The 12,590-nt window shown below is 64.6% G+C and carries 16 protein-coding genes; 4 read left to right on the top strand and 12 right to left on the bottom strand.

Translation table 11 applies throughout. The features are described from left to right. Positions 1-17 precede the first annotated feature (17 nt). The 6 genes from AC3IT0_RS00960 to AC3IT0_RS00985 form a co-directional block, all read right to left on the bottom strand. Positions 18-206, bottom strand: coding sequence for a Txe/YoeB family addiction module toxin (locus AC3IT0_RS00960; protein ID WP_489321975.1), 189 nt, complete (start codon positions 204-206; stop codon positions 18-20). A gap of 62 nt (positions 207-268) precedes the next feature. Continuing rightward, on the bottom strand, positions 269-514 hold the full coding sequence (locus AC3IT0_RS00965; protein ID WP_489321976.1) for a type II toxin-antitoxin system Phd/YefM family antitoxin: 246 nt from the start codon (positions 512-514) through the stop codon (positions 269-271). 75 nt (positions 515-589) lie between these two features. Continuing rightward, positions 590-1,306, bottom strand: a complete 717-nt coding sequence (locus AC3IT0_RS00970; RefSeq protein ID WP_489321977.1) for a hypothetical protein — start codon at positions 1,304-1,306, stop codon at positions 590-592. Positions 1,307-1,455: 149 nt separating this feature from the next. Then, positions 1,456-2,493 (bottom strand): CU044_5270 family protein, encoded by a 1,038-nt coding sequence (locus AC3IT0_RS00975; RefSeq protein WP_489321978.1) that lies wholly within the window; start codon positions 2,491-2,493, stop codon positions 1,456-1,458. Next, complete coding sequence (locus AC3IT0_RS00980; RefSeq protein WP_489321979.1) at positions 2,459-2,671, bottom strand: sigma factor-like helix-turn-helix DNA-binding protein; 213 nt, start codon at positions 2,669-2,671, stop codon at positions 2,459-2,461. Before AC3IT0_RS00980 ends, AC3IT0_RS00975 begins: the two co-directional genes overlap by 35 nt. 5 nt (positions 2,672-2,676) lie before the next feature. Further along, on the bottom strand, positions 2,677-2,955 hold the full coding sequence (locus AC3IT0_RS00985) for an RNA polymerase sigma factor (RefSeq protein WP_489321980.1): 279 nt from the start codon (positions 2,953-2,955) through the stop codon (positions 2,677-2,679). A 305-nt stretch (positions 2,956-3,260) separates the two neighbouring features. Between AC3IT0_RS00985 and AC3IT0_RS00990 the strand changes: the two genes are divergently transcribed. The 4 genes from AC3IT0_RS00990 to AC3IT0_RS01005 all read left to right on the top strand — a co-directional run bounded on the left by AC3IT0_RS00990 (position 3,261) and on the right by AC3IT0_RS01005 (position 6,434). Further along, positions 3,261-3,872, top strand: coding sequence for an RNA polymerase sigma factor (locus AC3IT0_RS00990; RefSeq protein ID WP_489321981.1), 612 nt, complete (start codon positions 3,261-3,263; stop codon positions 3,870-3,872). Continuing rightward, entirely contained in the window at positions 3,869-4,870 is a 1,002-nt protein-coding gene (locus AC3IT0_RS00995; protein WP_489321982.1) for a hypothetical protein, read from the top strand. Before AC3IT0_RS00990 ends, AC3IT0_RS00995 begins: the two co-directional genes overlap by 4 nt. Positions 4,871-5,004: 134 nt before the next feature. Further along, positions 5,005-5,352, top strand: a complete 348-nt coding sequence (locus AC3IT0_RS01000) for a PASTA domain-containing protein (protein WP_489323879.1) — start codon at positions 5,005-5,007, stop codon at positions 5,350-5,352. A 641-nt stretch (positions 5,353-5,993) separates the two neighbouring features. Beyond that, complete coding sequence (locus AC3IT0_RS01005; protein ID WP_489321983.1) at positions 5,994-6,434, top strand: hypothetical protein; 441 nt, start codon at positions 5,994-5,996, stop codon at positions 6,432-6,434. On the opposite strand, the gene AC3IT0_RS01010 is transcribed toward AC3IT0_RS01005, so the two are convergent. The 6 genes from AC3IT0_RS01010 to AC3IT0_RS01035 all read right to left on the bottom strand — a co-directional run bounded on the left by AC3IT0_RS01010 (position 6,401) and on the right by AC3IT0_RS01035 (position 12,575). Next, entirely contained in the window at positions 6,401-7,216 is an 816-nt protein-coding gene (locus tag AC3IT0_RS01010) for a hypothetical protein (RefSeq protein ID WP_489321984.1), read from the bottom strand. The two genes, AC3IT0_RS01005 and AC3IT0_RS01010, sit on opposite strands and share 34 nt — an antisense overlap. 83 nt (positions 7,217-7,299) lie before the next feature. Next, a complete protein-coding gene (locus AC3IT0_RS01015; RefSeq protein ID WP_489321985.1) occupies positions 7,300-8,121 on the bottom strand; it encodes a CPBP family intramembrane glutamic endopeptidase in 822 nt (273 codons plus the stop codon). Positions 8,122-8,223: 102 nt separating this feature from the next. Next, positions 8,224-9,465, bottom strand: coding sequence for an N-acetylglucosamine-6-phosphate deacetylase (locus AC3IT0_RS01020; RefSeq protein ID WP_489321986.1), 1,242 nt, complete (start codon positions 9,463-9,465; stop codon positions 8,224-8,226). Beyond that, a complete protein-coding gene (locus tag AC3IT0_RS01025) occupies positions 9,462-10,145 on the bottom strand; it encodes an N-acetylmannosamine-6-phosphate 2-epimerase (protein ID WP_489321987.1) in 684 nt (227 codons plus the stop codon). Before AC3IT0_RS01025 ends, AC3IT0_RS01020 begins: the two co-directional genes overlap by 4 nt. 74 nt (positions 10,146-10,219) lie before the next feature. Beyond that, positions 10,220-11,167, bottom strand: coding sequence for an ROK family protein (locus AC3IT0_RS01030; protein ID WP_489321988.1), 948 nt, complete (start codon positions 11,165-11,167; stop codon positions 10,220-10,222). Between the two features lie 478 nt (positions 11,168-11,645). Next, complete coding sequence (locus AC3IT0_RS01035; RefSeq protein ID WP_489321989.1) at positions 11,646-12,575, bottom strand: dihydrodipicolinate synthase family protein; 930 nt, start codon at positions 12,573-12,575, stop codon at positions 11,646-11,648. Positions 12,576-12,590: the final 15 nt, after the last annotated feature.

Consider the following 12,590-nt stretch of genomic DNA (forward strand, 5'->3'; position numbering starts at 1 on the left):
TGGCATTTCCGCAGGGTTCAATAGTGGTGCCGGGCGGCGATGATGACGAGCTGCGTGGGTTCTGCGGCGTAGACGAGCCGGTGCTCCTCGGTGATTCTTCTGGACCAGTAGCCGGACAGCTGATGCTTGAGGGCTTCAGGCTTGCCGATGCCGTCGAAGGGATCGCGCTGGCAGTCCCTGATCAGCAGATTGATCCGCTTGACCATTGCCTTGTCGGTTGCGGTCCAATAGACGTAGTCGTCCCAGGCCTTGTCCGTGAAAAGGATGTTCAGTCGGCCAGTCCGCGCTGGGCGGCCGTGCCGGCTCGGTGCTGCGCAATGCTTTCAAGCAGATGGGCCGCGTTCGCTGGCGTCCGCAGCAGGTACGCCGTTTCCTGCAAAGCCTCGTAATCTGCCAAGGACATCAGCACGGCGCTGCCCTTTTTTGACACGATTTCAATGGGCGTGTGGTCGGCATTGACCTTTTCAATAAGGGGAAACAGCTCTGCCCTGGCCTGCGAGGCGGTGATCGCCATGACGTGCTCCTTAGTCGCGGAGTGGTACCACATATTGTACCACTCTGGGCCTTTGACGCACGCGGGGCGTCAGTTTCAGCGGACCTCTAAATGGATGCCATCGACGTCGGACCGAGTGGTGAACTGGATCTGGATATGCTGGAGCTCGGAGCGTGGAAGCACTGCAGTTACGACGCCACCGCCTGCCAGTTCTGCGCCGATACCGTATACGAACGGGTCCGTATCGACCTCCGCGGCGAGTACTTCGACTCCGTTAACGAGGACGCTCACCTGATCATTGACCATTCGGTCGGTCACTACACGCGCGGGCTGATCCCAGGGGTTGCCGCTCAGCCTGAGCTCCTTCCGGAACTGGTTCATGAGGACGTAATTAAGGTGGTCGACCAGCACACTGCGGACCGAAGAACGCTCGGAGGAGTCACGGTGCCAGGTGGTTCGTACGGCCTCCCACAGCTGCGGGTATCGCATTCGCTCCACCTGCTCGACCAGCCAGGCGGGTCGCGGCCAGGGCGGAACGTCCTCGATCGCCCTGCGCTTCTGCTCGTCGAGGTCCGCGAGGTTTATCGGGTCTGAGCGGTCAAGCGGGTTTCGCCAGATTGTGTAGGTGACGCTCGCTGTCATTTCCTTGAATCCACGAGCGTCCTGACCGTATCCCAGGCCGACCGTATCCGTGTCCTCCAGCGAGGGCTGGGGCACGAGTCCCATCACCGGGATGGGCATGAGTTTCAGGCGTTCAGCCTGCTCAGCGCGAGGGTCGGGCGCGTCCTCAGGGAGAATTCCAGTCACTCTCATGCCTCGAGTATGAACCCCACACGTGATCGGGGCCCATGCACGGGCACGAGATTGCCGAACCAGTCCGGTGGGCGTTCCGCTTCCTGGGGGCGAGGCACCTCGATGCCCGCCGCCGTCGTCGATGTGCGACGGCGGGCATCTTCAGACGCCTACGGGGCGGTGTCTGAGACAGAGGTTTCTACCGTCGTCCAGGTTCTCGCTGTTCCGGCCGGCATGGTCCCGGAGGGTTCGGTGAGCACTTGACGTTCCCCGGTGGGCAGCCCGTTTTTGGGGTCAATGATGATGTCGTGACGGAAGTGTGAGAAGTCTTCGACCCGTCCGATGGCGATGCCTTTGCGACCATCGAGGGTGGCTTGTTCATCGGTCACGGTCACTCCTGGTATCAGTGCCGCCGCCTTATACAGTGCCGCCCGGAGTTCGCCGGGAACCATTCCCGTGCGCAGGAGATCGGCGATGAATACCAACGCTTCGCCATCAACAGACTGCCCCCTTCCGAGGGTCTTTTGATAGATGTCGTCCAGGAGCACTCGGGGGTCCCGGGAAAAGGAGTCCAGATAGCTGGGGGAAGGGAAAGTGGATTCGCTTCCCGGTCCGTAGAAGGCTCCGTTTGCCCCACGCAATACGTACGCTTCCGTTCCATCTGTTTGCGTGCGCTCTACGTATTCTCTGGATGCTTCATCAAAAAATGTCGTCGGGATCCGGCCTGAACGTTCCCAAACCCATTCGCCCTCCCGGTTGGCCGGGATAGACATGGTCATCTTTTCTGTATCCAGCCACTGATAAGTATTTCCGCTGGCGTCGACCGCGGACGAGGCCCATAAATTCGTGCTTTGAATCTTAAGGTACTGGCCGGGTCCCACAACCGGGTCGGAGGTCTGGATGGTTGCTGCCGCTGCATTGTTCAGGACCTCGGCGGCTTCGGCAGTTGCGCCCGGACCCGTGGGCCTGACTACGTCTGCCACGACGATTCCGCCCACGAGCAGAGCCGCTGCTGCCGAAGCGAGCAGGATCCGGCGCCGGAAGCGGATCGGGCTGACAGTGCCTTTGGTGTCCCTGTCTGTCGACGCCGCAGTGGTGGAAGTCGAATCGATCCTGGCCATGAGTTGGCTGCGACCGCGGGCCAAAGTGGCCGAAGCGGGGGAGCCGATGTCGCTACGCATTTCGCGGAGCAGCTGCAAGTCGTCCATGGTCGTTCTCCGTTTCATCAAGTGTTTCGAGGTTGAGCTGTTTCCGCAGCATCCGGCGGGCGCGGTTAAGGCGGGAACGCACGGTGCCCACCGGGACGTCCATGGCCAGGGCGATGCCCTCGTAGGTCAGGTCCGCCCAGGCATGCAGCAGCAGCGTTTCTCGGTCGATGGCCGGCATGGACTTCAGGGTTCCGGCAACTTGGCTTCAGCACGATGATGCCGCCGGAGCAGATTGGTGGCGATCCCGAACAGCCAGGGCCGGGCATCCTCCCGGTCAAGGTCGTAGGTTTCCAGCTGCCCCCAGGCGACCAGAAAGGTCTCGGACGTGACGTCGTCGGCAGCGAAGTCCCCGGCCCGTCTGGCGGCGTATCTGTAGATGACTGAGGCGTGTCTGTCGTACAGCTCCCCGAAAACTGCGGGGCTGGCCCGGGACCGCCTGATGATGTCGTTATCTGTGCTCACACTATGTATTGCCCCCTGGCCGCAAAAGGGTTCACGGAGCTTCCCCTTCTTCACAGTCAACGGATCTCCATCGAAGCGTACCGGCGTCCCGTAGGCGGATTACTCATGATGCTGGTCCAACCCTGGCCGCTCTACGATGTCACCGCAGTCCTGGCTGCATCGACCTCCATGAAATTATCCGGGGCACGCAGGACGTAAGGGTGTCAAGGTTGCCGATATGCCCCTCCATGGAACGAATCTTGCAGGGCAAAGGAATTGCTTCGCTAAATCATGGAACCGGCGGGGGTGACCGGACACTATGAGGTATGGGCGAGGAATTGGGTGTCTCGGATGAGGTTTTGTGGCATCGAGTTGTCAACGGAGATGGTGACGCCTTCGGGGTGCTTTTCGACCGCCATCACGACCGCGTGTGGCGGCACGCTGTAAAAGTCCTCAGGCTCCCTCACGTGGCTGAGGACGTGGCAGCTGTGGTCTTCTATGAGGCGTGGCGCCGGCGAGCCAATGTCCGCATGGTCAATGACTCCATATTGCCCTGGTTGTTGATTACGACGAACAACACTCTGCGTAACCACGTCCGCCAGCAGCGCCGCTATAGACATTTCCTCAACCAGCTCCCACCGCCGGAAGATGCAGCCGACATTGCCGACAGCATTGCTGATACTGACGAATCTCAGATCAAGGCCTCTGCCCTCCGGACAGCTTTCGCCCAACTAAGACCTCCGGAACGCGACGTTCTCACCTTGTGTGTTGTTGAAGGCATGGGAGCTAGAGAGGCCGGCGCTGCCCTTGGCATCGCGGACGGAACGGTGAAGTCCCGTCTTCACCGCGCCAAATCAAGGCTCGGCGCCTTGTACAGCCAGGTCATGCATGAAGAAGAAATTGATGCCCAGACAACTCTCGGACGGAGAACATCATGAGCACACCCCAGTTCCAAGCCGACCGGCGGGAGGCCTTGCGTCAGCAGCTCGTTGAGCTGCCAACACTGGTCGGCGCTGAGGACCCCATCCGGTACAGACCCGGCAAGGCAACTCCCCGCCGCCGGCTCCGCAGTTCGGGGAATCCGAATTCCCGCTTGCAGCTCAAGGATGCCGCGGCGCCTCGTCCCATCGCCCGGCGTGTGCTACTAACAGCCGCCACGGCTGCTGTCGGGACACTTGTCGTCGGTCAGATCAGCGTCACTGCCCAAAGCGCCCACGCGGCTGAGGTCCTGCGCGCCGCGGCAGAGCAGACAATGACGTTTGTGGATCCGGTAGCAACGCCGGGCGAATACTTGCTGGTCCATACGCACGCCAATTGGAGTGTCACCAGTGCGGACGCATCCGGGAAAATCAGCACCAGGATGAATGCACAAACCATTGACGTCTATGTCCCAGGGAACCGCGACGAGGAATGGGTGCTCGATCGGGACTGGGGAGACGCGGGTCCCGCGCCCATGGATGACGGCGTAATCCGGGCCAAAGACGGACACTTTTATGGAGGTCCATGGACACCGCTAAGTGACGAGGAGCTGGATGGCCTGCCGCGGGACGGGCAGGCTTTGTACGACCACTTCAACGCCCAGTATCAGGGTGGTTCCGCCTCACGGGATGAGGACAATTTCGTCCGGATCACCGACCTTCTCAGGTTGGGACTCGTTCCGGCTGACCTCCGCGCTGGTCTCTACGAGGCCTTGGCCCTGATCCCTGGGGTGACTGCCAGCGAGCAAGCGAACTTCGACGGCAAGGTTGGCATAGCCATAGGCCGCACAGAGCCACTTCGTGCAGGAAAAAGGGCTGAAATGATCATTGACCCTGGCACCGGCTTGGTCATAGGCGAACGAAGCATCATGACTTATGCAGCCTTCGGCTTCGGCTCCAACGAAGTCGTCGGCCACACCGCCATCGACTACCGAATTGTGGATGAAGCCCCTCAATAGAGGTGGGCAAACAAACCTCAGCTTTCACACTGCGGGTCGGTTGCTGAGTTGCTGTGCCAGGCAGAGCATGCTGATAGGAGGAAGCCGTGCCAGACAAGGACCTGAATGATCAGCGAGCCGCGGAGCTCGTCATCGTGCCCGACGTTGTAGGTGAGCGATTCCTCGCAGCTCGGGAGATAGCCCAGTCTGCTGGACTGACATTGGCGAACCCTGACCCGGATGGACCACCAATAAGTGGGATCGCGTGGCCCAACAACCCGCTCGTTGAGCGTCAGTCTCCGGCGCCGGGCAGTCTTCTGTATAGGAACGACTCACTGCGAGTATGGTTGCGCTTGGATCTTGAACCGGACATGGCTCGCAAGCTGGAAGTGCGTCCGCCTTCCGTAGATTGGGCCCACGCCACGCCGGATAAGCCTGTTCAAAGCGTCGAGCTAACCAGCAGCAACCCTGAGGATGAACCGGCTGGCGGGCCGATCAGTTAGGGCGGATTTGGAGTCCTGCGTGGCTTCCCATCGAGGACTACGGCGGCTACGGCCGCGGCCAGGGCTGGGACGTAGAACCAGCCGATGCTCGCGGAGGCGATGACTACGAAGACGACAAGAGCGACAGCAGTCGCGACCGACACTGGCATCCGCGCACGCCCTCGTATCAGGAGCGGTAGCGCGGTCAGGGCCACGGGGATGAGCAACGGCACGAAGATAGACGGCCCTACTGTCTCAAGCAGGGTCGGATGACTGACCTGCTCTGGCCCATCAGACGTTACTTTTACTTGGGTGTACATCGGAACCAGTAAGAGGACCAAGGAAGCAACTATCGCGAGTAAGACAGAAAGGACCTGGCGAACCTTTTTAGAATCCAGATGGCGTTTCATGTGACTCTCCAGTTGATGCTGTATAAGTCAACGAAAGCATGGTTAGTGTGATTCCACGAGAGGACAGTTGGGCTCGAAACGAACGTCCCGTAGGGGGTTCCTCAAACGGGACACTTCAATGGCTCTCTGCGGACCACCCTACGGCGGCGATTGCAGCGGACTATATTGATCACGGTGAACACTCTAAGGAAATCGACACCCGCCGCTGTTGGCAGCCTCCGGAGTTCATGGATAGTTTGGTCAGCAGCCGGAATGGCGTGGCTGCTCGGCTTCATCTCAAACTTTTTGGTTGCTCCGACCAACACCGGGATGGATGTAGGGAGCTCGTATGCCGCATTCCAAGGTGGATCCAACCTCGGCAACCTGGTGGCTCTGGCCGTGTGGTCAGGCGCAGCCCTCGGAGCCGGGTTGCTCGCGTCGCGATTGTCGGGACCCACATGGGTGCGAACCCTTGCGGCCTACGGGGTGCCCGCGGCCACGTCGCTGTATCCGTCTGCGGTGGTTAGCAACGCGGTCGCCCATGTGGTCGCCGTCGGGGACGGATTCGTTTACGACGACTGGTTGGCTGGACCGTTGGTGATATCCGGTCTGGCGGCGCTGGCGGCGGCGTTGACTGGCGGCTTAATTGCCCGGAAGCGCAAGAACGGCATACGCCCTGATCAGGCCTCTTCGACCGGCAGCACCAGCAGGTAGCCGGCCGGCAGGTCGCTGCTCCAGCGTCGCGGTTCTCGGACCACGAACTGCGTCGCCAGCTCCTCGGGGGTGAGTCGGCTGTTGGGGGCAGGCGACGGACCCCACTTACCGCTGCCGTGCGGGTAGAGCGGATCCTGGACGCGGACGCCGGTGACCGAGAACTCCGGAAACTGGTCGGGATCGCCGAGCGACTCGAACCCGCTCATCACCCAGGCGTGGCGGCCGCTCCACATGACCAGCCCGACCGGCCGGTCCGTGTCGGCGATGGCTCGCGCAGCGGTTCGAAGCGCGTCCTCGTAGTCGGCGATGCTGACGACGGCGTATGGCCCCATTCCCACCTCAGTCAGCACCGCAGCCCAACCCAATGGGTTGGCACCGTTGAACGAGTTGGATGACCGCGCCCGGGCCTTCTCCCACAGCTCGTTCTGCTGAGCGCGGTCGGTCCATGTGCCGCCCCCGGTGTCGTCGATGAGGTTGTGCGCGATCTGGATACTCGCCGCAACGCACCAGTCGAAGGTGTACTGCGGCACGAAGTCCCCCTCCTGGTAGAGGTTGACGGCGAACGCCTGGGGTACCGGGGCTGGCGCGGGAACCGCCGTCGGGGTGGGGCTCGGGCTCCGCTGAGGGGCGAGGGCGACGTCGCCTGCGGCCGGCTGGACCGAGGAGGTCGGAATTGGCCGATCGGTGGCGATATCGTCGAGGTCGATCGTCGGAGTGCAGCCCGCGACGAGGGTCGCCAGGAGGACGATCCAAGCCAGAAGACGGGCAGGGGCACCGGTCATGATCGAAAGTCTAGCGCGATGCGGCCAGGTATTGACGGGGAACACAGGCGCCGTTCGCCCGGCGCCTGTCCTCCCGCCGTCGTTCACATTGGACGCCTCCGGAGGGAGAAACGCCCGACGGCGGTGGCCTGGCGGGGTGCCTTGCGCCAGGCCCGGCGGTCCAGCGCCATCGTGGCCAGAACCGCGAGAACGACGACCACGAAGTAGATCAGTTCCGCGCGGTCGGCGCCGGCGACGGTGAAGCCGAAGGAACCCACCGTGAAGGTGCCCTGGCTGCTGTGGAACAGGAGCGTCAGCAGGACGCTGCCGCCTGTGCGGTTGAAAAGCCACACGTAGAGGAAGGTGATGGCGAACGTCGTCGGCAGCCCGATCAGGCTCAGCCCGGCAAACAGGACCAGCGGCAGGTGCCACACAGCCACAAGGATGCCGAGAATTGCTGCGGACGGCAGCGGAGGCAGGGACGCCTGAAGCAGCGGCAGGGCGTAGCCGCGGAACCCGGGTTCTTCGCCCAGTGGTCCGTCCATCGGATTGACCAGCCGGACGGCGAATACGGTTAGCAGCCCGCTCCACGTCAGCTGTGCAAGGCCCGGAGCGGAGGCGCCGAGCGTTATGGTGATGAGCCCCGTGACCAGGACAAGGACGGCGGGCAGGAGAAGTGCGACGGCGTACCAGACCCACCGGACGCGCCACCGGATGAGCCGCCGCCCCCAGGCGAGGAAGCCAGGGCGGCCCTCAGCCAGGGCGATGACGATAATTGCCGCAGCAAGCGGGCCTATCGGCAGGAATTCCATGCGGGGAACCAGCCCAGACGCGGAAGCGGGCCACGATGCCCAGGAAATCGCGTAGGTCAGGACAAAGAATGCCAAAAGCCTGTGGTGTTTTAGCCAGCCAGTGGAACGGCGCATGATGGCTCCAAACAGTCACTGCAAGGTGCTCCAATTGTCCGCCCCCTGCAACGTGCGCGCCAGTGCTGGATGCCCGCCTTTCCGGATGGTCCAGCCCGGGCGCTAAACTCCGACGGCGGGGCGGCCCAGGGTGCGGCCGGCGCGCAGTACCAGAACGCGGCGGAAGTTCCGGTCCACCACCACGACGTCGGCCCGCAGGCCGGCGCGGAGGCTGCCGATTTCCTGCCCCTGGCCGATGATGGCCGCGGGAACCGCGGTGGCTGACAAGACAGCGGCGGCCGGCTCCACGCCGGCGCCAATGGTCCGCCGCACAACGTCCAGCATTGTGGCCGTCCCGCCGGCGAGGGTGCCGTTGCTGAGCCGGGCCACGGCACCGCTGACAGAGACGGCGGCGGGGCCAAGCTCGTAGTCGCCGTCGGGCAGCCCGGTGGCGGCCATCGAGTCGGTCACCAGGACCACGTTTCCGGCCCCCACGAGCTCGAAGACCATCCGGACCGTTTCGGGGTCCAGGTGAGCGCCGTCGGCGATGAGTTCGACGGCAATCGTGCCCGCCCCGGCCAGCCGGAGGCACGCAGCCACGGGACCGGGGCTGCGGTGGTGCAGCGGCGGCATGCCGTTGAAGACGTGCGTAACGGTGGGGCGCGATACGGTCCGCAGTCCGGAGGTTGCCAGCAGCTCGGCTGCCTCGGTGAGGGAGGCCGCCGTCGTCCGCGCGTCCGCGTCGGTGTGGCCCAGCGACGGCGTCACGCCGTGCTCGGCGAGGGTGCGCACCACGGCGTCGGCTCCGGGCAGCTCGGGCGCGTACGTCATGGTCCGCAGGTGGCCGCCAGCCGCAGCCAGCATTTCACCCAGCAGCGGGAGGTCCGGCTCGCGAAGGAACCGGGGGTCCTGGGCGCCGCAGCGGGCGTGGGACAGGAATGGCCCCTCGGAGTGGATACCCGCGATGAGCCCTTCGTCGGCGAGCTGTCGGAGGGTCTCCAAGCCGCGCAACAGGTCCTCGCGCGACGCGGTCACCAGGCTTGCCAGCAGCGTGGTGGTGCCGCTGCGGTGCAGGAAGTCCACGGCGGTGCGGGCCGGATCGCCGTCGCCGCTGGGGAAGTCGCCTCCCACGGCGCCGTGGCAGTGCAGGTCCACGAGGCCGGGCAGAATCATGCTGCCTGGCGGTAATTCGAGTTCTTCAAGACCGGGCAGCGATGACTCATCCAGGCCGGCTCGCGGGCCCACATACGCGATGCGGCCGTCCACGACGGCCACCACTGCATCGTCCTGGGCCGAGCCGTCGGACAGGACCGTGCCGGCCAGCAGGTAGTTCCCGGACTCGGCGGCGTTCGGTCCGGGCGTCACTTCAGGGCCTCGGCGAACCAGCCGGTGATGGTGGCCGGGTGCGTGATCGCGGTACCGACGACGACGGCGAACGCGCCGGCGTCGAGGCACTGGCGGGCCTGTGCGGGGGAGTGGAGGCGGCCTTCGGCGATGAGCGGCACGCCGAAGCCGGCGGCGGCGATCTGTTCCAGCAGTTCCAGGTCCGGGCCGTGCGTCTTGGGTCGCTCGCCGCTGTAACCGGACAGCGTGGTGCCGATCAGGTCAGCCCCGGCCTCGACGGCGGCGGCAGCGTCATCGAAGGAGCCGCAGTCGGCCATCACCAGCGCGTGGGAATCCTGGTGGATGCCCGCCACCGTCTGGGCCAGGGTCAGGCCGTCCGGGCGCTCCCGGCGTGTGCCGTCGACCGCCACCACCTGGGCGCCCGCGTTGGCCACCGCCAAAGCGTGGCGGAGTGTGGGCGTGATGAAGACGCCGTCGTGCCCGTCCTTCCAGAGCCCGATCACCGGAACCTCCACGACCGAACGCGTGAACTGAACATCGGCCAGGCCCTGGACGCGAACAGCGGCGGCGCCACCGATCACCGCGGAGGCGGCAACCTGCCCCGTGGTGCGCGGGTCCCGCATGGGCTCGCCCGGGTACGCCTGGCAGGACACGATCAGTTGGCCGCGCAGGGCTTCGAGGGCTTCGGGGGTTAGGATCACGGTCGGTTTCCTCTGGAAAGTTGGCGGTGCGGGCTGAAGATCGGGTGGGGCGAGGTAGTTGGGACGACGGGTGCTTAGGACGGCGTGGTGAGCACCAGGCGCGCGGCGCCCACCATTGCTGCTGCGTTGCCGAGTTTAGCGGGGAGGACGGGGAGATCGAGCAGTGCCGGCAGGAGTTCGGCGCGCAGGGCGCGTTCCATAGGGCGCCACCAGGGGGCGCCGGCGTCGGAGAGCCCGCCGGAAACCACCACCACTTCGGGGTCCAGGATGTTGGCGAGTCCGCCCACGGCCTGGCCGGCCGCGGCCGCGCCCATGCCCACCGCCTTGATGGCCGTGGCATCGCTGGCGCTGGCGAGGGCAAAGACGCCGCGGGCGTCCGACGCCGGCTCCTGGCCGCCGAGGCGAACATACGCCTCGCGGATGGCGGGCCCGGAGGCGATGGCCTCAACGTGCCCGGCGCCGCCGCAGACACACGGAACAGCCTGGCCCTCGTGGAACGCATACGGGGAAGCGAAGTGGCCCACGTGTCCGCCAACGAAACGGTGCCCCAGGACCGGGTGCCCGGCCAGGACAAAACTGCCGCCGACGCCGGTGCCGAAGGCCACCAGGAGCGAGCTTGCGGTTCCTGCGGCGGAACCCGTCCACGACTCGCCCAGGGCGTGCGCATGGACATCGTTCACGGCCTGGACAGCCTCCGGCGCCAGGCCAAGCCGGGCGGCCAACCCTGCGGTCAGCTCGGTCCCGGCCCACCCGAGGATGGCATCGGTAGCGGACACCACCACACCGCGAACGGCGTCGATGACCCCAGCCGAGCCCACCCCGACCCCCACCACATCCAGGCCCTCTGCTTGAGCCCGTGACATGAGGGAAGAAACCAGCGCCGCAGTAGCGTCCAGGATCGCCTCACCGCCATCCCGGTTCAGCGTAGGAATGGTCTCCGAAAACAAGACCTCCCCAACCTCGGAAACAACCCCGGCAGCAGTCTTAGTACCCCCAAGGTCAACACCGATCGCGTACAGCATTATTGTCCTTCTGCTCTCTGCTTTGGTTGTGCTGTTGTCGGGTTCGTTGTGCTCGGGTCGCGTCTGAGGGGTCATTTTGCCGTCCCTTAGACACCTCCCGCCATGCCACTCCGGTCGCTGAGCGACCTCCGCAGCATTCTGGTCGGCGATGCGGGACTACGCAAAACAACCCCTCAGTCGCTAGGAAAGCCGCTCACCGATCGCGCCACCTACGGAAGGCAGCCATCGCACCTAGCGTCACAAGCTCACCTATTGATCTGTCTCTGCTTCGGGAACCTGAGCCGGACGCCTAAGGTGCCTGGCCGGGGTCTTGCGTAGGCCCGCATCGCCGACCAGAGTCGTCTGCAGGTCGCCCCGCGACCGGAAGATGACGCCGGGAGGTGTCTAAGGGCCGGCAAGGCCTCGGTCTGGCGCCGACCCGACCACGACCCGGCACCCCTGGATTTCGACAGGCTCAATCACCAGGCGCCACAACTAACTAGATCAGGCCGTTGCGTTCCAGGATGACCTTGACCGCTGCGGTCTCGTCCTCGTCCAGGGAGAGCATGGGGGCGCTCATGACGTTGGTCTTGATGACGCCCATGAGCTGCAGGGCGGTCTTGAAGGCGCCCAGGCCCGCGGCGTTGCCGGACATGCGGCCGGCCTTGGGGGTGTAGACGATTTCGAAGACATCGGCCAGGCGGTCCTGCTCGGCTGCAGCGCCGGCCCAGTCGCCGGCAACGGCGGCGTCGTAGAGGCGGCGGTAGCCGGCCGGATCAACGTTGCCCAGGCCCGGAACAACACCCTGGGCGCCGCCGAGGAGGGCGCCGTCCACAACCACTTCGTGGCCGGTGAAGATGTCGAAGTTGGGGATGTCCTTGGCTGCGATGAGCAGCTGGCGGAAGGAGACGTCGTCGCCCGAGGAGTCCTTCACACCGGCAATGACACCGTCGCGGCCCAGCTCGACAAGCAGGTCCGTGGGCAGCTTGAAGTGTGTGCGCACCGGAACGTCGTAGGCAAAGACGGGGACGTCCACGGCGGCGGCGATGGAGCGGAAGTGCGTGTTGTTCTCCTGGGCGTTGGAGATGGCGTAGTACAGGCTGGTGGCCACGATCGAGTCGGCACCCAGCGCGATGACGCGCTTGGCTTCTTCGATGACGCGGTTGGTGGTCTGCTCTACGGCGCCCACGATCACCGGCACCTGGCCGGCGTTCACGCCTGCCACGGTCTGTACAACGAGGTCGCGCTCGGTGTTGGTCATATGGGTGACCTCGCCGGAGGAACCCAGAACAAACAGGCCGCTGACGCCGCCGTCGAGCAGGTGCTTGGTGACGTTTTCCAGCGACGGTACGTCGATGGCGCCATCGGCAGTGCGGGGGGTTACGACGGGCGGGATGACGCCCTGGAAGCGGGAAGCGACAGTAGTCACAGTGTTCTCCAAATA

The sequence above is a fragment of the Pseudarthrobacter sp. KH_020_B genome (assembly GCF_057840185.1).

Bases quoted from the DNA above. Each gene is read 5' to 3' on its own strand.
- AC3IT0_RS00960 (WP_489321975.1), bottom strand. From the start codon at position 206: ATGGTCAAGCGGATCAATCTGCTGATCAGGGACTGCCAGCGCGATCCC.
- AC3IT0_RS01005 (WP_489321983.1), top strand. From the start codon at position 5,994: ATGGCGTGGCTGCTCGGCTTCATCTCAAACTTTTTGGTTGCTCCGACC.
- AC3IT0_RS01030 (WP_489321988.1), bottom strand. From the start codon at position 11,167: ATGCTGTACGCGATCGGTGTTGACCTTGGGGGTACTAAGACTGCTGCC.
- AC3IT0_RS00980 (WP_489321979.1), bottom strand. From the start codon at position 2,671: ATGCCGGCCATCGACCGAGAAACGCTGCTGCTGCATGCCTGGGCGGAC.
- AC3IT0_RS00995 (WP_489321982.1), top strand. From the start codon at position 3,869: ATGAGCACACCCCAGTTCCAAGCCGACCGGCGGGAGGCCTTGCGTCAG.
- AC3IT0_RS01015 (WP_489321985.1), bottom strand. From the start codon at position 8,121: ATGCGCCGTTCCACTGGCTGGCTAAAACACCACAGGCTTTTGGCATTC.
- AC3IT0_RS00970 (WP_489321977.1), bottom strand. From the start codon at position 1,306: ATGAGAGTGACTGGAATTCTCCCTGAGGACGCGCCCGACCCTCGCGCT.
- AC3IT0_RS00965 (WP_489321976.1), bottom strand. From the start codon at position 514: ATGGCGATCACCGCCTCGCAGGCCAGGGCAGAGCTGTTTCCCCTTATT.
- AC3IT0_RS00975 (WP_489321978.1), bottom strand. From the start codon at position 2,493: ATGGACGACTTGCAGCTGCTCCGCGAAATGCGTAGCGACATCGGCTCC.
- AC3IT0_RS01010 (WP_489321984.1), bottom strand. From the start codon at position 7,216: ATGACCGGTGCCCCTGCCCGTCTTCTGGCTTGGATCGTCCTCCTGGCG.
- AC3IT0_RS00990 (WP_489321981.1), top strand. From the start codon at position 3,261: ATGGGCGAGGAATTGGGTGTCTCGGATGAGGTTTTGTGGCATCGAGTT.